Origin of the sequence: Escherichia sp. WS568, assembly GCF_046486085.1 — a bacterium.
Lineage (GTDB): Bacteria > Pseudomonadota > Gammaproteobacteria > Enterobacterales > Enterobacteriaceae > Escherichia > Escherichia coli.
The window spans coordinates 17,972-37,773 of record NZ_JBJQMC010000032.1 but is presented as its reverse complement, the minus strand read 5'-3'; the positions used below and the strand labels follow the sequence as shown (position 1 = coordinate 37,773).

The following is a 19,802-nucleotide window of genomic DNA, read 5'->3' as shown; positions in this document are numbered from 1 at the left end:
CGCACCACCCCGTCAGTAGCTGAACAGGAGGGACAGCTGATAGAAACAGAAGCCACTGGAGCACCTCAAAAACACCATCATACACTAAATCAGTAAGTTGGCAGCATCACCCTGGATTTCTTAAAAAATTGCAGTATAATTGCCGCAATTATCCCACCGTTTATTTTTTGAGTAGTTTCTCATGATGCAGCATACTTCTGTGTGGTACCGACGCTCGGTCAGTCCGTTTGTTCTTGTGGCGAGTGTTGCCGTTTTCTTGACCGCGACCGCCAATCTTACCTTTTTTGATAAAATCAGCCAAACCTATCCCATCGCGGACAATCTCGGCTTTGTGCTGACGATCGCTGTCGTGCTCTTTGGCGCGATGCTACTGATCACCACGCTGTTATCATCGTATCGCTATGTGCTAAAGCCTGTGTTGATTTTGCTATTAATCATGGGCGCGGTGACCAGTTATTTTACTGACACTTATGGCACGGTCTATGATACGACCATGCTCCAAAATGCCCTACAGACCGACCAAGCCGAGACCAAGGATCTATTAAACGCAGCGTTTATCATGCGTATCATTGGTTTGGGTGTGCTACCAAGTTTGCTTGTGGCTTTTGTTAAGGTGGATTATCCGACTTGGGGCAAGGGTTTGATGCGCCGATTGGGCTTGATCGTGGCAAGTCTTGCGCTGATTTTACTGCCTGTGGTGGCGTTCAGCAGTCATTATGCCAGTTTCTTTCGCGTGCATAAGCCGCTGCGTAGCTATGTCAATCCGATCATGCCAATCTACTCGGTGGGTAAGCTTGCCAGTATTGAGTATAAAAAAGCCAGTGCGCCAAAAGATACCATTTATCACGCCAAAGACGCGGTACAAGCAACCAAGCCTGATATGCGTAAGCCACGCCTAGTGGTGTTCGTCGTCGGTGAGACGGCACGCGCCGATCATGTCAGCTTCAATGGCTATGAGCGCGATACTTTCCCACAGCTTGCCAAGATCGATGGCGTGACCAATTTTAGCAATGTCACATCGTGCGGCACATCGACGGCGTATTCTGTGCCGTGTATGTTCAGCTATCTGGGCGCGGATGAGTATGATGTCGATACCGCCAAATACCAAGAAAATGTGCTGGATACGCTGGATCGCTTGGGCGTAAGTATCTTGTGGCGTGATAATAATTCGGACTCAAAAGGCGTGATGGATAAGCTGCCAAAAGCGCAATTTGCCGATTATAAATCCGCGACCAACAACGCCATCTGCAACACCAATCCTTATAACGAATGCCGCGATGTCGGTATGCTCGTTGGCTTAGATGACTTTGTCGCTGCCAATAACGGCAAAGATATGCTGATCATGCTGCACCAAATGGGCAATCACGGGCCTGCGTATTTTAAGCGATATGATGAAAAGTTTGCCAAATTCACGCCAGTGTGTGAAGGTAATGAGCTTGCCAAGTGCGAACATCAGTCCTTGATCAATGCTTATGACAATGCCTTGCTTGCCACCGATGATTTCATCGCTCAAAGTATCCAGTGGCTGCAGACGCACAGCAATGCCTATGATGTCTCAATGCTGTATGTCAGCGATCATGGCGAAAGTCTGGGTGAGAACGGTGTCTATCTACATGGTATGCCAAATGCCTTTGCACCAAAAGAACAGCGCAGTGTGCCTGCATTTTTCTGGACGGATAAGCAAACTGGCATCACGCCAATGGCAACCGATACCGTCCTGACCCATGACGCGATCACGCCGACATTATTAAAGCTGTTTGATGTCACCGCGGACAAAGTCAAAGACCGCACCGCATTCATCCGCTGATTTCTCCCTGTATTTTTTCCAAACCCACCGCACACTCCATTCGTATTATGGGCGGTGGGGTGGGGTTTGTTATGCCGTATTTATCAAATAAACGCCTACTTGCTGAGATGAGTATCGCTCTTGTCATGGCGATCGTTGCCACGCTGACCCTTGAGCACAGTCAGATTGATCTGATGGTCGCTGATTGGTTTTATCTGGGTATGGGGCATTGGATGGTTGCCAAGCAAGCTTTTTTGCCAGATTTGCTACTGTATTCTGGACTAAAAAAGCTGCTGATGGCGATGCTGATCTACTTGCTGGTTGCGACCATTTGCCGTGCTTATCATGAGAAAAAGGGCAATGCTATCACTGCCAAGTGGCTTGTCCCAGTGACAAAATTTCGCGTGCGTGAGCTTGCGTATCTGGTGCTGACTTTGATCCTAGTGCCGACAGTTGTCGCGTCATTGAAGGCATATACTCATGTGGTCTGCCCTGTGCATTTGACGATTTTTGATGGTACGCTGCCGTATTTGCCGATGCTTGATAGTATGCGTAACACCATTCCTGATAAGTGCTTTCCTGCGGCGCATGCCAGTAGCGGATTTGCGCTGTTTGCCTTTGCGTTTGCGCCAAGTTTGCGCCGCCGTCGTGGTGCGATCATCATCGTGGTGATGGCATTGGGCTGGGCGATGGGCTGCTATAAGATGATTATTGGCGATCATTTTTTGAGCCATACGGTGGTGTCGATGATGCTTGCGTGGGCGATGTCGGCAGGGCTTGCGTGGGTGTTTTTTAAGAAGGGTGAACAAGTTTAATCGGCTAAAAGAGAAGGGAGTGAAAATGGAACTGGGCATTATGGTGTGCATCGTGTTGTTACTCTCCGTGGCGGCGGCGTGGATCAGTAATAAGACAGTTGATTTGCTCGAAAGATTCTATTTCAAGCGTCCGCTGAGCATGGAGTACGCGGCATGGCTACGTGTAATGTGTGCAGGCTTGTTATTGGTTTTTATTCAGGTTGCTCCACAATTTACACTTCTGTATACCCTTAAACTTGTCACGCTTATTAATCTTGGAATCCAGACAATGAAATTAAATGGCGTGTACAAATATAAAAGAACGGGAATTTTGCCTCCGGGAGGGGCACTCTCTAATCTCACCAGACTTAACCCGTTCAAGAAAAAATAAAGTTATGCGCCCGTGAGGGCGCTATTCATCAAAGGCATTTCGCATAAGCTTGATCATTGCTTTTTTACCAGCTTCAATATTACGAATGTAGCGCATAACCATTTCTTCATTCGACCAGTTCCCCATTTCCATAATCTGTGGTAGCGAGTAACCTTCAATATTTAGCTGTATCGCTCCGCCTACACGAACGCTGTGCCCTGTCCAGTAACGAGTTTTAGTCTCATTTGGATAAAGCTCATTCCACATCTCTTTAAATGCTCGTAAAAGGGAATTTTTGCTGAGCATACCGGCATCGTCCACAGTGTCTTCTTCATCTTCATCGTTCAGAAGACTTTGCTTAGCACGATAGGGTAGGTTATGCCTTTTAAGAAGTTCAGATAGCTCATTCCCCTTACTCCGAAGCTTCCAGCCGGGTGGCATATAGCCTGTATCATGGAAATTTACGGCCTGGAAAAGGAATTCATCCGGATGACTGTGCTGATCCATTTTCACGAGGTTCATCAATCTCAAGAGGCAGTTAGTTAACTGACGTGTCAGCCGGTAGGTAAGAAGTGTACTAATGTTCGTTTTTGTACGGTATACCGTCAGGTTAAATTCACCGGTCATACTATCCAGAGACAGATCTTTCAGACGTATACGTCGAATTTCGGATGAACGGAGCAGTGTTTCAAAGCCTGTCCAGATCAGGCACAGGTCACGAAGTTTACGAACTGAGTTTGTAGTACTGCGTAACTTTATCAGAGCCTTGAGATCGCCAATAAGAAAGGGAGTTGCCTGTTTAGTCGTCTTTCGCTTCCGGGCTTCCGATTGTTTTAAGGCTTCCAGCATGTACCATGCTTCAGACGTAATAATCCCGGGCAGGTTAAGCCCTTTTTTATGGATACTATTTAAGGCCTGAAGACAGCTGTTTATGCTGCTTCGTGACAATTTGCCTTCAAGATGCCCCATAAACGCAAGCAGAGCGTCCTCAGACACGGGGAGCGAACTTACTGGCCAGTCTGTATGCAACCGGGCATTCGCCAGATACCATTCGTTCCATACTCGTAGCCAGTGCAGATAGGTTTTAGCAGTGTTGTATCTCAGATGGGAAAAGTAACGGATCAAGCGTGAAAGCTGTTTATCATGGTTGCCGAACGTTTCCAGCTGCTGATGCAATTCGCTTTCCGAAAACTGTCTGATCACTGATTGATTCTTCATCCTGCTCACCGGGATACACTGGTTTTAATTACAGGTCATTTTAGCACTCATGTACCTGGTTATGAACAGGGTGGAAACAACGAAAAAGGTTGTGAAATCGTTAGGCTTAAGTGAAAAATGATATTAAGATTATCCCTGGCCAGTTGAGGCCTGTCTAAAGAAGGTTGATTATGTCTGACACAAAGCAGTCTTATTTAATGAAATTCCGTAAGTGTAGTTCGTTCGAAACGCTCGAAAAAGTATTTGAAAGGTTATGTGAAAAAAACTCGGGTGTCGCCTCTCTTGAAATTTCTGGTGCTTATGATCATCGTAAAGCCGAACTGACAATGAAAAAGTTATATGACAAAGTTCCTGCGAGTGTGTGGACCTTTGTTCGCGAGTAATTATTAATATTGGCACAACAAAAAGACTGTGCCTAGATTTGAAAATAGTTTATGCCCCTTTCGGGGCTAAAGGCATTGTAATAGCCTGTCTTTTAAAGTTGTTTATTAAGTTCGGAGAAAAACTTTAATCATAAGCCAAGCCCACTGCTAAATACATCCGATATTCTCCTTCATTTTATTAGAAGTGATAAAAGTTACTTTACCTAAACTTCTCTCTCAATATTTGTAAGGCTCTCATTTGATTTTTGTCAAACATTAATCTGGAAGACGGAAAAATCATTTCTTTTAATACGTTTTACAGAAATCCTCCTCCGTTATTTCGGATATAGTTTGAATCATTATCAAAAACGGGGTGCAGCCATGCGTAAGAGTTATACATTTGGTATTCCATTTGGACTCCAGCGAGAATCAGGACTCTTTTTAGATATTACAGAGGTCAGCCGGGGTATTGACTGTAACTGCATCTGCCCCGCTTGCAAAACTGATCTGTTAGCAAAGCAGGGGGAGGTCAAGCTTTGGCATTTCTCACACAGTACAGCTGTAGCCGGTGACTGTGATGGTCTGATGGAAGCCATCCGGGGAAAGATTATTGAAGTCATCAACGAGCACCAGGTTCTTGGTTTCCCAAATCTTCTCGCTGGCGACGATGGTGGGCCGGTTTCACTGAATGAGGTTAGTGGAAGCGGCAGTATGTTCGGAGGCACAGCTGATCTGTTCGTAAAGGTTAATGATTTATGTGTGGCCGTCTTTCTGGACAGGGATCGCAGCATTTCAGAGAAGTTAACCTTTGACCATCTTCATCCTTCCGAAAGAGTTGCCGCATTGCGTATCGATCTTCCTGATATTGAATATGAAATCAGTCAGGTGCAGCTCGGGCGACGTAAAACAACATACAGTGAGTGCATTGAAAGCCTGATCATTGATGAGACCAGTTCCCGGGAATGGCTATATCATCCATTAATGCATGAACTTGAATCTGAACCTCTTCAGGAGTATCGGGGACGGGAGCCTTCAGAGGAAGGGCCTCTTCTTCAGCGCCTTGCTGACTGTAAGATGAAATTGCCTGATATCCTTCCGGGCAGTCATAACGCGCTAGTCAGGTTACAGCAGGATACGATTGTATGTCTGTGTCGGTTAACGGTTCGGGCTTATGACATCGCTCAGACCGATGAATTTCCTTTGTTCCTTCGCTATTTCAGGTTGCACTGCCTGGAAAACAGCGAACATGTCAGTTACGAAAGACTGATCTGCTGGCAGGAAATGATTTCAAAAACCCAGGAAGGCCAGTCCTTGACACAAAACGAACTTGAATATCTTCATGAGATTGTCCGCATCGCCTTTTACAATCACCGGCTTAACAATGTCAGTATTTCAGATGTTAAAAACCATGACACTGGAAAGAAGAGCGGCAGGGTAGAGTCACAAAATTATTCACTTTTATAAATAACTTGGGCTTTGCGCATTAAACCCTTGCCGCAGGCGGTGTACCGCATATCCGGCACAGACAGTCAGTTTTTTCTGGCAGCTTAAATTTGACACTGCTTAATATAGTGATTCATTAAACAGGTTCAGTATGCTGCCAGAACGTTTTAGTCGTAATGGGCGTCCGTTAGTTTTCAACTAACTGAACGACGACCAGCCTGCCGCCTTCCTCCTTTGACAGAACAAACTGAGCGTTATTCGTCAGTTCAATTTTTTCCCCAATGGCAATCTGTCGTTTATCCGGTAATGACATAAGCCCATTTATGCCTTCATTTACTAACCACCACTGATCGTTATGGAAAACAAAATACCCAACTCGTTTCCTTTGTGCATCGGTTGTGCGCTCATTTGGCGCAATGAGGCGATTCACATGCCACGCATAGATTGACTGCCCGCTCCACACCATCAACCGGTGGTCGTCAGGACGATAACTGCCTTCCTTTCGGGATGAATATAAATTTAGAACCGGTAATTTACCCTTGTATGGCGTACCGCAGTAGGGACAAACCGGCTTTGTCTTACCTGAGAAAACGTACCATTTCTGTTCACACGCCTTGTTCTGGCAGGGCTGTATCAGATCGACTGTTTTAACCAGGGCACTTTCCCACTCATCGGCGGTCGGGCGTTTATTGGCATCGTGTAAGCCATCAATAAAGGCGCGTTCAAACAAAGGCGTCAAATAAGGGCCCATGATGGTGTAAGGAATTTTCTCCGGGTCAGCCCAGGGCAGTGAAAAGGAGGATAGCTGACTGACTTTGACTGCATTGCTTTTGTCTGTCGGATGTTCAATGAAGAGTGCCTTCTCACCCATAGATAAGGTCTCATCACGTACTTCATCCGACATGTCATGTATTTTTCCGCCACGTAGCGGATGACGGAAGAACAGATACATGTAGATAAGCACCGACAGCGCATGACGGTCAGTAGAAATGCTTGGCAATACGCGGTTCGGATCCTCTTTGGAAAGATGGCTGGTTTTCACCACTTCCGGAGCGATAAAATCCGGGGTGCCCACGACGTCGGGAGGATACTTTCCAGGGACAACCAGGCCGTCTACGTCAATGATGCAGGCATGTCCCATTTCTGGATCGATAAGCACGTTTTTATAGCTTAGATCGCTGTGACAGAGACCTGCCGCATGCATCCTTCTGACGGCTCTTGTTAGCAGCAGACAGACCTTGAGATAGGTAAGCGTATTGCCTCGTTCACGTGGGTCGAGAAATTTATTCTGGTTGCTGGCGCTGGCAAACCATTTGCCTTCCTTTTCACGGCCTTTTATGCCAAGAAAATCATCGTTTTTAGAGCCGTATTTAAAGAAAAAGTAGCTTTTGTAGGTTGGAACCACGATGCCGATTTTATCCCCATGCTCAACAACGTGGGTCGGCCAGCAAAACAGGTCCTTCCAGTATTCACCTCCGGACTGGCCAAAAATGTTTTGCCTGTAGCGTCCGGTGATCATATCAATCCGATCCCGGGCCTGCTCGTTCTGCGGTTTATGATAAAAAGCGACGACGTATGATTTATCAGGCGAGAAGTAAACATCCTTCATCGAGCCCGAACCAATTACCTCGTCAACATACTGGACTGTTTCGCCGTCCTTTGTTTTGCACGTAACAATATTTGCCATATTGATCACCGAAGAAGCGTATCCCTTACCACAACACCGCAATAGTGCGGTCATCGTGGTTCCCTGTGGAGAAAAAGTTAAGCCAGTCGCCTAACCTCTCAGGCGCAATACTGGCGTCTGTAAGGACAGGGATGAGCTCATCAAGGAGACGGGTCCATTTTTCGTCACTGCGAAGCCCGTTATCTGTCTCAAACAGAGGGTCTGATACGCCATCTGTCATGAGGATCAAGTGAGATACATCATTCCATTTACCCACGCTGATGCGGCCGCTAAACGAGGGGTCTGCGATAATGCTCTGGTCAAGAAAGCGGGTTTGTCCTGCGTATTCTCCGCTATCGGGATTTCCCAGTATCCTGACTTTACCGGAAGGGCTGTATGCACCTATCGCACCATCACCAAGCCAGAATGCAGCCGCAAACAGCTCGTTATCAGTTCGTAGCGCTACAGTTGCCAGTAGGGTTGTTGAATAGGATTTCACAGGTTGTTCTGCACAAATGGCTTCGTTCTGGATACTGTTGACCGCGAGCGTAGCTGCCTGTTTAAAATGATGAAGCATGGCGTTTATGGTTGCCTGCTGATCGCTCCCTTCCCACGCCGTGATGTGCTGCTTTAGATGGACGCCTTTCAAACCACTGAGCTGATTGAAAAGGTAATCGCCAGCCGTTTGGACTGCAATCCGGGAGCCTTCCCGGGAATTTACCGCACTACCGGCCCCGTCTGCGACCAGCATGACAGACCATCCTGTTTCCTGGCAGTGGTTGATATAGAAGTCGTCATCTCTGAAGCTCCCGGCATGCTCATGAGATCGTCCCCGGCGACTGGCGGCAGCAATACGTATGTCACCCCTGACCAGGCCAGCAGCGTCCAGATGGGACTTAGGGTAGGAAGCGTCTGCTGGTGGCTCTACCACCTTCCACAGGCTTCTCGGATCGGGATTGACTATAAAAAGCTGTTTTGTTTCGCATTCGTCGTGCGAAGCGCATGACCAGAGTACTGAAAGCTCTATATCGCCGCTTTCGGTGGGTGTACCTGTCAGCAACTTATGCTCTTTGTCAAAGGTCAGGCCAATGTTCCTGGGAAAGACAACGTCCCTGACAGTAGCCTGCTGGCCCTCATCCAGAACTATAGCAACCGGCGAAGAGAAACGTTCGCCTGCGCGGGCGTTGGGAATAACTATTTTAGCTCTCGGGGGAACGGCAGGTGGCACAGCTAATCCGGCCCGCTGCTGGCCTGTCGGTATCTGCCCGGGTTTTAATACCAGGGAAGACAGGTTTTCGTCTTCCCTCTGTGCTGGTTTATCAAATTCGTAATAAGGCATCAGCTTCCAGAACGGAGGATGAGGTTCATTTTCTGGCAGGGGTTGCAGTAATGGTGTATCGGTAGCGTCAATGCCCGGGTTATCAGCATCACTTACGACCGTTTGTTGCTGATCGGAAAGGCTGGATGCTGACGAGGGGGCGATCTCTGCGTCGTTATAACCTTCGCTAACCCGCGCAGATAAACCCTGTGCAAGGCTCTCAATCCGCTCTTTAAGCCGCATAATCTCTTCAGTAAGGGAAGGGTCGTGCGATAGAAGAAAAAGCCGCTCACCTTCTACAGGGTGGCCCAGCTCAGACAGCACTAAGCGGATAATCTTCTCTTCAAGTAAAACATTTTGCGACATCAACCTCTCCCTCTGTTTACGTCGAAGTTAGTGTTTCCGCCATCATTGCTGAATGACAGACCTGTTTCACACCACGGGCAGATCACGTCATCCGGGCCGTCAATGCACAGCAATTTTCCGCATGAGCACAGGGCAAACGCACTGGCATTACCGCAGTGAGGGCAACCCGGTACGCCATGCAGTTCGCTGGTGTTTACCTGCAAACCGGTAGCGGTGGCATCTGACCATGCAAAATAGTCTTCATCGATGGGATAGCATCCGGCAATATTAAAGCTGTTCAGGTTCAGGCTGAAATCGAGCCCGGAAATCCTTGCTGGTGGCCGTTCATACTTCATCAGATACGGACGACGGGTCTTGCTGCAACGGCCGGTAAGCGTAACGCAGTTTTCGTCGTACGCTTTTACTGGCTCGTCCTTGGCCAGCCGGACTATGTATTCAGTCTGGCTGAGCTCAGGTTGTTTGTCGTCTCCGACGCTGCGGCTGTGCGCCGTAACCGAGGCTGTGATCCATTTGATGAAGCGGGTAAAGTCCCCTTCCTGAGACTCGGTGAACAGCATGACATTCTCTGTCAGTTGCCGCAGGGTATTCAGGTCCGCTGACGGCCCCAGGCCAACGGCAATGAGATTCACTTTACTCGCGTAGTGATCCTTCCAGCGCTTCACTTCTGCGGTTGTGTCGTCAGTCGGACGTCCGTCGGTAAGGAGATACACGACGGGTTTCCAGTCGCCTTTAGCCTCATGAGTGGTTTTTCTGACCTGGGTATCAATTTGTACGGTCAGCTCACGCAATGCGGCCCCAAGGCTCGTACCGCCGCCAACGGGAAGGCGGGGAGGGTAGAACGAGGCAATTTCGTGAAGAGGTACAATCGTACGGGCTACACCGGCAAATGCGATTACCGAAACCCAGGCTGTTTCAAGTGCGTGTGGATCCTTTCTTAAATCTCCGATGATCATTTGCAGACCATCAGTCATTTTTTTCAGGTTTTCACCAATCATGGACTCTGAACAGTCCAGGACAAAAAACACGGGAAGGCGTCTCATAATTTTCCTCGTACGGCTGGTACGGCCAGCAGAAAACGTTGCTGTACAGAAAGGTGCTGCCCGGAAAGCAGCACCTTTCTGTCTGTCAGAGCACCAGCTGGATTTCTGGTGGAGGAGGGGGAAGGGTATCAGTTCCGTTATTGATCCCCGCGCTTGTGCTGCCGGAAGACACGCTGGCCGATACCCATTTAAAGAAACCTGCAAACGCGGTTGAATCTAGCGTCTCCAGAGACACAACCTTATCGGTGAGCTGTTTTAAGTGCTCATGGCCTGCTTTAGGACCAACGGCGCAGGCAATGATGGATCCGAATCCCCGGCCGCGAATCGCTTTTACCGCTTCACCGTACGCCAGGGCATCAGAAGGGGTTCCATCAGTCATCAGGAATACCAGAGGACGCCAGTCTCCTTTTGTATCACCATCTGAGCGACGTACATCCCGTTCAACACACTGCATCAGACATTCAAGGGCAGCACCGGTGAACGTCCCGCCTGCGCTTGGCACAACGATGTCAGAAAACTGGAAGTCTTCCAGCGGCGTGAGAGGAATGAACTCACGCGCCTCATTGTCATAGGTGATAATGGAGATATGAACGCTTTCGAGGGCGTAGGGATCCTGGCGAAGAGCGCTAAGCATCGCCTGAATTCCAACGTTAACGGAATGGATGGACTCACCGCGCATCGAGCCGGATGTGTCGATAACAAGGTAAACAGGCAGGCGGCGCATCACATGTAATTCCTCAGGTGCGAGACAAACGAATCTGATTCTGAAGGCTCACCAATTGCCCTGAGTTTCCAGCCTGTAGCCTCGCGTATCAGCTCGGCAAAAACCATGGAGCGCTGGCTGGCGAAGGCGGGTCCGCCAGAAAGATCGAATCGTGCCATTTCAATATTACGGGCATCTACTGCCCGGATGAAGGCATTCTGAACTTTACCAAAGTGCTGCTGGAGCTTTTCACCATTGTAGATCTGAACGATGAACACAATTTTCTCGTACTGAGCGTCAAGGGAATTCAGGCGCACAATAATTTGCTCATCGTCACCATCACCGGCTCCGGTTCGGTTATCGCCCGTCAGCCAGATATTTCCTGACTTATGGCGAAGGCTGTTGAAAAAGATGATATCGCCATTCACAAGCGTTGGTTTACCATTTTCCACATTGCCGAGATCGGTCACCTTTCCGGCTGAATTACACAGGAAAGCGATCACATCAAGGTCGTATTCTTCTTCTTTTTTACCAAAGATCCCGCCGAGGAAACCTTTCTTTTCCTCATTAATATCCCAACCCAGGCCGATAGTAACGGACGAGAGATCGTATTCATTTTTTTTCAGGCTTACGCCCTGGCCTTTGCTCAGACTGACAGACATGACATCCCCTTAATTAATAAAATTATAAGACCACGTTTACTTCTGGCGGCGGCGGTGGCAGGTCTTCAAGACCGATCACTTCTTTTTTGCTGGACTCCACTTTCTGACTGCCTACCGAAATGCTCGCACTGACCCATTTAAAGAAAGCTTTAATCGTCGAACTGTCAGCTGTATCGAGCTGAACCACGATTTCAGTGATTTCTTTGAGGACGCTGGTATCGGCATCATGCCCGGCTGCACATGCCACAACAACGCCGGTTCTGGCCGCTTTAAAGTCATTCAGGCCTTTACGCCAGTCATCATTCGGACTTCCATCCGTCATCAGGAATACAAGGGGACGCCAGTCACCTTTAGTGTCAGCCGTCGTTTTCTGTACTTCTTTGGCAATGGAGCTGGCCGTGAGGGAAAGCGCTTCGCCAAGAGAGGTGGTGCCGCTGGCTGTTAGTGCTGGCATCTGGAAACTCAGGAGGTCTGTCAGGGGGACTGCCTGTCGGGCTGAAGAATCAAAGGTGATCACTGACACGTAAGCCGTTTCGAGTGCATACGGATCCTGTTTCAGCGTGGTAAGCAGCGTCTGAACGCCATTCTTAACCGCTTCGATAGGCTCTCCGTGCATAGAGCCGGACGTGTCGAGTAGCAGATATACGGGTAAGCGTCTCAAATGTAATTCCTTCTTAAGAGATCGGAAGAGGAGAGTAGTTTCAGGAAGAGGCCAGAGTTTGTAGATTTGATAAAACGGCACGACATCTGTCGGGTGGAGATTAAATACTCAGAAGCGGCATTAAAGAAATAAGTTAACCACCATTGAATTACCGACATGTGAATGGCCTCTTATCAGAGAAAAAAATTCAGACCGTACTGGAATATAAATTTCTGAAAAAAACTCCGGCAAAAATAAACTTTCTTATGTATGAAAATCATCATACATCACAGATCTGCATGAATGGAGTGTAAATCGCCCAAAGATTGATGTGTAGCACAAGAGGATGTCAAGACACCAGGTTTTGTAGGCAGAAAGGCGCTGCTGACATTGCGGGAGGAGAATAGATCAAAACTCCGTCACGCAGATACAGAGGTGAAATATGACAAAACCGGGGTTTTCACCCCGGTCTGAGATTTAGCGTCAGGACTTTTTAGCGCTGTATTCTTTTATCAGTTCATCAACGGAGTGCAGAGCCAGCTTCTCTACCGCTTCACTTCGGGTCGAGCCACTCAGCGCAGCCAGACGGTCAATTTTTCTTAAAATCCGCATGCGTAGCGATAATGACACGGCTGTTTTTTTATCCTTATCGAGTACGACCTTCCCTGTGGACTCACCGGTTTTCAGTTCAGCATTCTGTGCGAGCGCTTCATTCATCCGGCGAAGGGTCTTTTTATCCAGCTGGCCCGGATTAACGAGATGGTAGGAATGACCTGCCTTGCTGTATTTGATCTCCGCAGAATATGACTCGCGTAGCTCTTTGAGTGCCCGGGTTAATGTCGGCTCTGAGCATTCCAGACTGGTTATAATGTCGGCAGCGGAAACGGGCTTGCCGGTGCCCAGTAAGTTGGCAAGCTTAAAAATCCGGGCCTGTCTGGTATTTAATTGCATCGTAAGATTTAGCCTGCTTAAAGGGTTAGTGGTTCAATAGGCTGAAAAATGAAGGTACTGCTCATCTTTCGAATAACCGGGTGATCGCCTAACGCTTCAACCGGATCAATGTGTTCTAAGCCTGCAAAATTTACTGACGACATCTGGCTGCGACTGCATTTGCAGGACAGGATATACTCATCCTCCAGATAGCCGGTCCGCTTACTGACCCGTTGCGTAAAGCCTGACACAATCACGTTGTCGAACGGTAGCGTATGTAAAACGATACCGACCAGGCGGAACAAGCAGCCATGGACGTGGCGGGCATAGTTTTCGCGTACGGCTTTTTGCGTCATGGCTTTTTCCGTCAGCTCCGTGCCCCGGGCATTAACGCCGTAAATCTTATCAGGGAAATCTTCAATCTCAGCTAAATCAACATCCAGCAGGACTGCTGATAGCTCCGGCTTTACTTCAAATGCAACAAGCGTTTCACGCGGCCATTCAGTTTCTGCCAGCACACCCGCCAGGTATGATTCGAAAAAAGCGGCGTCTGTCCGGAACTGCTGCCGGGCATCTGCCTGAGCCGTGGCGAGCCGTTTTTCATGTTCTTCAGCCTCAAACTTCCAGTTTGCATACTGTTCGGCCCAGGCCGTCCGTTGTTGCTGGTACCGGTGCTGTCGAAGGGTATTCTCACGCTCCACATCAATCAGCTCCTGCTGCCACCGGCGAAGATTTTCGGCGTGGCGCTCAGCTTTAGCTGATTCCGATTCAAACCATTTACCCAGAAAACTAATGCCTTCGCTCTCGGCAGGCTTTTCCGGCAATGCAAGATAGTCTGGCTTTTCTGGACGCACCGGTGCCGGAACCTGAAAAGGCGACGTTCTGTTATGCAGGTATACTGCTTCCAGCTCTGCCCAGCTGATGCCTGTTTTAGGATCCGGCGTCAGCTCGTGAATATTACGGATTGCGGTCACCGCTGACATGAGATCAGCGGCTTCCTCCTCAAGCGCCTGTCTGAGCCCCGGGTCGGTAGCCGTCCGGTTCCCACCTCCGGAACGCGCGGCCCGATCAAGCCGGGTACGGTAACTCAGCCCGGTACCGGGCAAGCCCAGATTGGCATAGGTCCCCCGGCTTCCAAAAGAAACGGAAGCACCTCTCGGCCCGACACTCAGGCTCGGTGCACCGTTACTCAGGTTGAGGCGAACACCAGGAATAATGTTGATCGACTTTCTGAATCTGAACCCCATTATGATTTCCTTAATGATGCTGGGTCACGGTAAGTAATCTGATTCCATCAGCGCTTTGCTCGTTCTGTAACCCATAAAAACGAGCTCTGTCCAGAATGCCAGCCGCCCAGCGGCGATGTGTGGCGGGTTCACACATTGCTCCCTGCGACTTAAACACGGCCTGGGTAGAGTTCAGGATCCGCAGAGCGTCAGAATGCTCACCCTGAGTGACCATCAGCGCGTTTTGAATGACCTCTATCTGACCCGGGTGAATGGCCGTTTTCCCAACAAGCCCATGTGCCATATCAAGAGCCAGCTCTCTGGCCATTACGGCATGATCGTCAATATGCTCACATACGGGCGCGGTCAGGGCAAAATCACGCGGGCCGAAGACCGAAACGAGCATTTTGATGACGTAGCCCATCGGGCTGTCATACAGCGTCAGGTCCCGGGGACGGCGAAGCGACACAACGTTCATAAGATCGTTGCCGCCGATTCGAAGCGCAATAATGCGGTCGTGGCAGGGATGTTCCACCAGACGGGTGGCCAGCTCCCGCATCTGAACCACGTCAAAGACGTCTTCTGTTTCCAGCGTTGGCATCATGCACAGGTGAGTCCCGCCCATGATATCCCACCATTCAGCTAACGAACTGAGGGTAAATTTCGGCAACACAAACCCGTCGACAGCGGAAAGATCATAATGCGCTTTTAACCATCTGCCCATTTCGGCATGCCGGGGGCGAATGAACACCAGAGGCCAGTCATTTTTACCCAGGCTATGCATGCTGTTACTGAGCTCGTGCAGCAGGTGCTCCAGATTTTTGAGGGCGACGGGGATGTCTGCTTCACTGACAGCATCCTCCAGGCAAATCACCAGAGAGCGCAAACCCGGGATTTTCCCGTGCAGGACGGCATCAGCAATATCTTCCCGTGTTGCAGGCATGTATAGCGTGGCTCCCAGATTCCAGGGAGAAAGACGATTTTTCATCAAAGTACCTTCTTGATAATGGTTACAGCCCGATACTGGCCGAGGGTTCCCCCCATTTCTGTAACAACTATTCCCTTTTCACGAGCAAGCCCTACAAGCAAGGCAACGTCCGGGTCGTCAATAGAACGCACAAATACATGGTCCGGTACCCGACGTAATACAGCCCGGGTTGCTTCAGCAATACCGGGTTTTATACGATTGACGCTGTCCACTTTAAATTCATCGGCCAGGAACGCGATAACGTCGCGACTTGTCTGCCATAAGATCCGGGCTGACTCCGTATTCCAGCTCAGGGGAGCGAGGGATGACGGGGTTAACTTCTTACGGAAATGAGCGACGGTATCGACAAGCATCCGGCTGCATTCGAATTCACTGAGATGCTCGCAAACCATGCACCCGTGTAATCCTTCAGAGGACCACACTGACCGGGAGATCAGGCCTGACACCGGCGCACCCATGATGCCAAAAGGAATGAGCCAGTCATCATCACTGGCTGCAAGCCAGGAGCAGCCACAGGGATCGGCCAGGACAACCAGTCGCGGCTGCTCAGGATAGCCCGGGCGATCTTTCAGTGCGCGTACAAGCTCTCCGGTAATTGCGCCTTTACCTGTCCATCCGTCAACAAAGACAATACCGCTGGTACCATGCCGCTCTTCAATGACGTCGAGGGCTGCACCGTCAATTCCACGATCCCGGATAATGCTGATACCGTAATGCCATGAGGTTTTCCCCATGTCACGCAGGGCCTGGTGCAGCATAACGCCGAGCGGCACGCCAGCCCTGACAAGACTGGCCAGTACAATGGGCTCATCACCAAAGCGTTTGGCCAGAGCAATAGCGAGCTGTGTGACTTCTTTTGCAAGTCTCTCTGCGCCCCGATCCAGCGCCCGGTGAAACAAATCAAGATGCCATTGTGTTGGCGCTGGCTCCTGACTGAGCATGTCCGAATAATGTTTCTTCCCTGACTGAATCAGCTCTTCTTTTTGCTCAACCGGCGTCATCTCAATGACAACCGGCTTTAGCAGAAATTCCACGTCACCGGGCTGGTATGAGCCGGTAAATGTGTCATGTGGCTGCATTTTAATTTTCTCCAAAAATTCGCTGTGAAATGGCATCTGCAAACTGACTCTGACGCGGGATGCCAAACCAGCTGCACAGTTTCATAAAACGATGATCGCTCAGGCTGTCGCCCAGGCCAATTACGGGGAAGACTCCGCGTTCAGCCCGAAGTTTTTCAAGCAGCCATCTGACGGCCAGCCCTTTCTCAACCGGGGTGGGAAGCCAGGCCACGTTATTACTGTTGCGGTGGATGTAGAAGCCCTCGGTCGGAAACACCGTTTCTATCTCATCTGCAATGGCATTGAGCTCGTCAAGGCGGGTGCTGTCGCGGTGCTTCATCACCATATAAACCGCCGTTTCACCGTATTCGAAGTTCAGCCTTGCCCAGGCATTGATCCCTTTTGCGTCCATCATTTCAGTGATCAGACGCTGCATCGATGTCAGCTTTTCCTGGTAGGGAGCCAGCTGGCCAAGCATATGGGCCTTCCACTCCTCGTCGGGTTTGCCTTCAGGCGTGAGAATGACGGCCCCGTGCGTGGTGATTGCCCAGGAGTGGAAAGGGATCCGGACGCGGCTGATTTCTTCAGTTCCCCGGGCGGTAACAGGTATGAGTTCAGCCTGCTCCAGGAGCCAGTCCACCAACATGGACTGTTCTTCCGTCATAAAGCTTCGTGGATTCAGGGTGCGATCAACGGCACCGGTACGGAATGGCTCCAGGGCCAGCTCGTCCACCATTTTACGACGGGTCTGAAAGAGCGTGTCGTCAAGGTCGCTCAGAACAACGGGTTTATTCATAGGTAACAATCTCCACGACGGGCGCAACCTCAGCCAGGGCTTTAAGAAGCTGCGTGTCAATACTTTCTGCGGGTGTCTCAGTACACACAAGAATACGGTCAAACTGCTGGTGGGCGACGTTATAGACAAAATTGGGGATGCCCAGCCCGTAGTTATCCGTAAAGGAAATGGCGGACTCAATGGCATAACCAACGGCGATAGGGGAGCGGGTGGTCGAACCATAAAGTGCCTGTGCTCCGGCAGCTTCGAGCCGTTCAGCAAGCAGGAACGGCTCCCAGACGAATTCCCCGGTCCCGAGAACCAGAATACGTTCCCCCTTGCGGACGGAGACCTCATGGCCGAGATCGGCCGCAGGTGCGAGCATCCCCAGTCGACCCCAGGACTGTTTTCCCAGGATGTCCCATTCTCCGCGTGAAGTTACGTTGACTTTCGGCATGTCCGGGACAGGTGCATCAGGTAATGGGGTCCATCCCCACTGACCGCTTACAAGCGAAACCGAAGTGACGGGCAAGGATGTGCGCTCCGACAGGGCGTTGCTACTCCAGTCGGTAAGCGTAACGGCGATAACCTGTTCAATATGTTGAAGCTTGCCGGTATTACGCAGGGCAGAAAGCAGGTTAATAAAGGTATTACCGGTGGTTGCCTCGTCATCAATCAAAACCAGCGTTCGTGCGTTGGTAACACGACGTCTTTTCTCTTCATCATCTGGCAGATAGATCAGATGATCGGTGGCGTGGCTGTGTTCTTCCTTGAACTCGCAAAGTAACGTGCCATCAACCGGGTGACGGGTAGAGGTCAGATAGACAGATTCACGATGCTGGTGGCGCACTTCATCAAACACACCGGCCCCTAGCCCAACGGCGGTTTCAGCCATACCGATAAAAAGTACGGGCCCTGTCAGCGTTGCGGGGAACTGGCTGGCAAGCTGTCTGTAGGCCTGCCGCATGACTGAGGGTGGCACGGGAATGTGCCTGCCGAGTACTTTGCTGACAAACAGAAAGGCGCGTTTCGGGTTACGTCTTTCAGCGATATCAAACAGGTCATCGAGCGAAACATCACCCTGGTCGCGGGTTACCTGTATCGTACCGCATGAGAGGGTACGGCGATAAATCATATCTTCGAGGGTATCAGACATAAACACGCCTTAATTCAGATGGTTAGAGAGTGATTCCGGGTAAACGATGACATCTGTGATGGATCTCACTGCAACCGGAGAAAAGGTATTTCTGGCGCTCTGGATCACCGCATCTTCAGACATCAGACCGAGCTTAAAGGCAGCAAACAACCCGGGAAGGTTCACCCCGCTGTGAAGGGTATAACCCACCCCGCCTGACGGACGCATGTTGGTTTCAAGCAGCACCGGGTTGCCATTCACATCGTTTCGCGTCTGAACATTCACCAGCCCGTCGGCCTTCATAACCCGGGCGCAGTCACAAGCCAGTTCCCAGGCGCTTCCTTCGTTTACCAGATACTGGATAGCCCCTTCCTTACGGCGTCCCACGGCTGCGAGTATTTCGCCCTTATCCGCGAGGATATCGACGGAAAATTCCGGGCCTGGCAGGTACGGCATCAAAACAAGGGGTTTAAACGACTCAGAAGCCGATGCTGCTGCAATATACTGTTGCGGACTGACCAGACGATGTTCGGGATGATTAAAGACGGCCATGGGCGAAGCACTGTCATCAAAGCGCCAGAATCCCATGCCATAGATACCCGTCACCGGCTTCACGCATACCGGGCTGTCCGAGAACGGCGGGGCCGCGAGGTGCGTCTTTAATTCTGCCAGCGTATTCACCCGCCAGGACGGTACGACCGGGAGCCCGTTTTGCTCCATAAACTGAGCAAAAGTAACTTTTTCGTCAGCCAGAGTTAACCAGTCGACGCCTGTTGCACCGGTAGTAAGGGTGGCTCCGGTCGATTCAATGGCTGAACGGTGTTCTTCAAACCACTGGCTGTTACGGCCAGTATGAATATGGTGGATGCCGTAGGTCTGAATGGTTTCCTGAATAAACTGAAGACGTTTTTGAGGATCTTCAGGTTCAGTCAAAGAATAATCGGCAACGGAAAGAATTTCATGTCTTTCGTTACGGTGGGAGGCAAATACGGTAATAGCAAAATTATTTTTTTGTGCAAATGATTTTACCCCCTGAATAATATCTCGCTGGGAGGACAAACCTTCCATAAACCAAATTTTCTTGTTCATTTTTTTTAATTATCCGGAACGCCATGCAAATTTATGATTGAGAAGTGAGTCTATGAGTGTCTACGCTACATGTCAATCATAATATGATTAATAACTTCAGTGGTTATGGAGTGCGTCAGTGTTTTTTTTAGTGCCTTATAACGTATTGATATTTAAATTAAAAATAGAAAAATGAACACCATGAAAAGGATTTATTTTTGTGTTTTTGAAGAAAACTACCAAAATTTCCCTTG

General features: G+C 49.7%; 20 protein-coding genes. 5 read left to right on the top strand and 15 right to left on the bottom strand.

The window, feature by feature from the left end; all coding sequences use genetic code 11:
* A partial coding sequence (locus tag ACJHWR_RS23355; RefSeq protein WP_097491765.1) for an IS1 family transposase occupies positions 1–56 on the bottom strand: 56 nt, incomplete at its 3' end.
* A gap of 125 nt (positions 57–181) precedes the next feature.
* Between ACJHWR_RS23355 and ACJHWR_RS23350 the strand changes: the two genes are divergently transcribed.
* The 3 genes from ACJHWR_RS23350 (at position 182) to ACJHWR_RS23340 (ending at position 2,971) form a co-directional block, all read left to right on the top strand.
* Positions 182–1,807 (top strand): phosphoethanolamine--lipid A transferase MCR-1.1, encoded by a 1,626-nt coding sequence (locus ACJHWR_RS23350; protein ID WP_049589868.1) that lies wholly within the window; start codon positions 182–184, stop codon positions 1,805–1,807.
* Between the two features lie 71 nt (positions 1,808–1,878).
* Entirely contained in the window at positions 1,879–2,601 is a 723-nt protein-coding gene (locus ACJHWR_RS23345; RefSeq protein WP_039003037.1) for a PAP2 family protein, read from the top strand.
* A 25-nt stretch (positions 2,602–2,626) separates the two neighbouring features.
* Positions 2,627–2,971: a hypothetical protein gene (locus tag ACJHWR_RS23340; RefSeq protein ID WP_001805195.1), complete on the top strand. Its 345-nt coding sequence runs from the start codon at positions 2,627–2,629 to the stop codon at positions 2,969–2,971.
* A gap of 21 nt (positions 2,972–2,992) precedes the next feature.
* On the opposite strand, the gene ACJHWR_RS23335 is transcribed toward ACJHWR_RS23340, so the two are convergent.
* Positions 2,993–4,168 carry a tyrosine-type recombinase/integrase gene (locus tag ACJHWR_RS23335; protein WP_000795947.1) on the bottom strand — a complete coding sequence of 392 codons (1,176 nt, stop codon included), beginning with the start codon at positions 4,166–4,168 and terminating at the stop codon, positions 2,993–2,995.
* 170 nt (positions 4,169–4,338) lie between these two features.
* Between ACJHWR_RS23335 and ACJHWR_RS23330 the strand changes: the two genes are divergently transcribed.
* Together ACJHWR_RS23330 and ACJHWR_RS23325 are read left to right on the top strand one after the other, a co-directional pair.
* On the top strand, positions 4,339–4,551 hold the full coding sequence (locus tag ACJHWR_RS23330; protein ID WP_001285422.1) for an Hha/YmoA family nucleoid-associated regulatory protein: 213 nt from the start codon (positions 4,339–4,341) through the stop codon (positions 4,549–4,551).
* Positions 4,552–4,911: 360 nt separating this feature from the next.
* Entirely contained in the window at positions 4,912–5,994 is a 1,083-nt protein-coding gene (locus ACJHWR_RS23325) for a hypothetical protein (protein ID WP_001232449.1), read from the top strand.
* 166 nt (positions 5,995–6,160) lie between these two features.
* On the opposite strand, the gene ACJHWR_RS23320 is transcribed toward ACJHWR_RS23325, so the two are convergent.
* The 13 genes from ACJHWR_RS23320 to ACJHWR_RS23260 form a co-directional block, all read right to left on the bottom strand.
* Entirely contained in the window at positions 6,161–7,660 is a 1,500-nt protein-coding gene (locus tag ACJHWR_RS23320; RefSeq protein WP_001284313.1) for a helix-hairpin-helix domain-containing protein, read from the bottom strand.
* 25 nt (positions 7,661–7,685) lie between these two features.
* Complete coding sequence (locus tag ACJHWR_RS23315; RefSeq protein ID WP_000081622.1) at positions 7,686–9,323, bottom strand: PP2C family serine/threonine-protein phosphatase; 1,638 nt, start codon at positions 9,321–9,323, stop codon at positions 7,686–7,688.
* On the bottom strand, positions 9,323–10,363 hold the full coding sequence (locus ACJHWR_RS23310; protein WP_001253653.1) for a TerY-C metal binding domain-containing protein: 1,041 nt from the start codon (positions 10,361–10,363) through the stop codon (positions 9,323–9,325). The genes ACJHWR_RS23315 and ACJHWR_RS23310 overlap by 1 nt, the downstream gene beginning before the upstream one ends.
* A gap of 85 nt (positions 10,364–10,448) precedes the next feature.
* The gene (locus tag ACJHWR_RS23305; protein WP_001253658.1) at positions 10,449–11,087 is read right to left on the bottom strand and encodes a vWA domain-containing protein; all 639 of its coding nucleotides are present in this window, start codon (positions 11,085–11,087) and stop codon (positions 10,449–10,451) included.
* Positions 11,087–11,728, bottom strand: coding sequence for a TerD family protein (locus ACJHWR_RS23300; protein ID WP_000116681.1), 642 nt, complete (start codon positions 11,726–11,728; stop codon positions 11,087–11,089). The genes ACJHWR_RS23305 and ACJHWR_RS23300 overlap by 1 nt, the downstream gene beginning before the upstream one ends.
* A gap of 22 nt (positions 11,729–11,750) precedes the next feature.
* The gene (locus ACJHWR_RS23295) at positions 11,751–12,389 is read right to left on the bottom strand and encodes a vWA domain-containing protein (protein ID WP_024179285.1); all 639 of its coding nucleotides are present in this window, start codon (positions 12,387–12,389) and stop codon (positions 11,751–11,753) included.
* A 462-nt stretch (positions 12,390–12,851) separates the two neighbouring features.
* A complete protein-coding gene (gene terW, locus ACJHWR_RS23290; protein ID WP_001176767.1) occupies positions 12,852–13,319 on the bottom strand; it encodes a tellurium resistance protein TerW in 468 nt (155 codons plus the stop codon).
* Between the two features lie 17 nt (positions 13,320–13,336).
* Positions 13,337–14,545, bottom strand: coding sequence for a DUF4236 domain-containing protein (locus ACJHWR_RS23285; protein WP_000506887.1), 1,209 nt, complete (start codon positions 14,543–14,545; stop codon positions 13,337–13,339).
* 10 nt (positions 14,546–14,555) lie between these two features.
* Positions 14,556–15,512: an HpcH/HpaI aldolase/citrate lyase family protein gene (locus ACJHWR_RS23280; protein ID WP_000797366.1), complete on the bottom strand. Its 957-nt coding sequence runs from the start codon at positions 15,510–15,512 to the stop codon at positions 14,556–14,558.
* Positions 15,512–16,591: a cysteine protease StiP family protein gene (locus tag ACJHWR_RS23275; protein WP_001182411.1), complete on the bottom strand. Its 1,080-nt coding sequence runs from the start codon at positions 16,589–16,591 to the stop codon at positions 15,512–15,514. The genes ACJHWR_RS23280 and ACJHWR_RS23275 overlap by 1 nt, the downstream gene beginning before the upstream one ends.
* Position 16,592: 1 nt before the next feature.
* Positions 16,593–17,366: a hypothetical protein gene (locus tag ACJHWR_RS23270; RefSeq protein WP_001040059.1), complete on the bottom strand. Its 774-nt coding sequence runs from the start codon at positions 17,364–17,366 to the stop codon at positions 16,593–16,595.
* Positions 17,359–18,501: a phosphoribosyltransferase domain-containing protein gene (locus ACJHWR_RS23265; protein ID WP_001285478.1), complete on the bottom strand. Its 1,143-nt coding sequence runs from the start codon at positions 18,499–18,501 to the stop codon at positions 17,359–17,361. Before ACJHWR_RS23265 ends, ACJHWR_RS23270 begins: the two co-directional genes overlap by 8 nt.
* 9 nt (positions 18,502–18,510) lie before the next feature.
* Entirely contained in the window at positions 18,511–19,569 is a 1,059-nt protein-coding gene (locus ACJHWR_RS23260; protein WP_001035162.1) for an ATP-grasp domain-containing protein, read from the bottom strand.
* Positions 19,570–19,802 lie beyond the last annotated feature (233 nt).

Excerpts from the sequence above, each read along its gene's own strand:
- ACJHWR_RS23350 (WP_049589868.1), top strand. The coding sequence starts at position 182 with ATGATGCAGCATACTTCTGTGTGGTACCGACGCTCGGTCAGTCCGTTT.
- ACJHWR_RS23345 (WP_039003037.1), top strand. The coding sequence starts at position 1,879 with ATGCCGTATTTATCAAATAAACGCCTACTTGCTGAGATGAGTATCGCT.
- ACJHWR_RS23340 (WP_001805195.1), top strand. The coding sequence starts at position 2,627 with ATGGAACTGGGCATTATGGTGTGCATCGTGTTGTTACTCTCCGTGGCG.
- ACJHWR_RS23335 (WP_000795947.1), bottom strand. The coding sequence starts at position 4,168 with ATGAAGAATCAATCAGTGATCAGACAGTTTTCGGAAAGCGAATTGCAT.
- ACJHWR_RS23330 (WP_001285422.1), top strand. The coding sequence starts at position 4,339 with ATGTCTGACACAAAGCAGTCTTATTTAATGAAATTCCGTAAGTGTAGT.
- ACJHWR_RS23325 (WP_001232449.1), top strand. The coding sequence starts at position 4,912 with ATGCGTAAGAGTTATACATTTGGTATTCCATTTGGACTCCAGCGAGAA.
- ACJHWR_RS23320 (WP_001284313.1), bottom strand. The coding sequence starts at position 7,660 with ATGGCAAATATTGTTACGTGCAAAACAAAGGACGGCGAAACAGTCCAG.
- ACJHWR_RS23315 (WP_000081622.1), bottom strand. The coding sequence starts at position 9,323 with ATGTCGCAAAATGTTTTACTTGAAGAGAAGATTATCCGCTTAGTGCTG.
- ACJHWR_RS23310 (WP_001253653.1), bottom strand. The coding sequence starts at position 10,363 with ATGAGACGCCTTCCCGTGTTTTTTGTCCTGGACTGTTCAGAGTCCATG.
- ACJHWR_RS23305 (WP_001253658.1), bottom strand. The coding sequence starts at position 11,087 with ATGCGCCGCCTGCCTGTTTACCTTGTTATCGACACATCCGGCTCGATG.
- ACJHWR_RS23300 (WP_000116681.1), bottom strand. The coding sequence starts at position 11,728 with ATGTCTGTCAGTCTGAGCAAAGGCCAGGGCGTAAGCCTGAAAAAAAAT.
- terW (WP_001176767.1), bottom strand. The coding sequence starts at position 13,319 with ATGCAATTAAATACCAGACAGGCCCGGATTTTTAAGCTTGCCAACTTA.
- ACJHWR_RS23285 (WP_000506887.1), bottom strand. The coding sequence starts at position 14,545 with ATGGGGTTCAGATTCAGAAAGTCGATCAACATTATTCCTGGTGTTCGC.
- ACJHWR_RS23280 (WP_000797366.1), bottom strand. The coding sequence starts at position 15,512 with ATGAAAAATCGTCTTTCTCCCTGGAATCTGGGAGCCACGCTATACATG.
- ACJHWR_RS23275 (WP_001182411.1), bottom strand. The coding sequence starts at position 16,591 with ATGCAGCCACATGACACATTTACCGGCTCATACCAGCCCGGTGACGTG.
- ACJHWR_RS23270 (WP_001040059.1), bottom strand. The coding sequence starts at position 17,366 with ATGAATAAACCCGTTGTTCTGAGCGACCTTGACGACACGCTCTTTCAG.
- ACJHWR_RS23265 (WP_001285478.1), bottom strand. The coding sequence starts at position 18,501 with ATGTCTGATACCCTCGAAGATATGATTTATCGCCGTACCCTCTCATGC.
- ACJHWR_RS23260 (WP_001035162.1), bottom strand. The coding sequence starts at position 19,569 with ATGAACAAGAAAATTTGGTTTATGGAAGGTTTGTCCTCCCAGCGAGAT.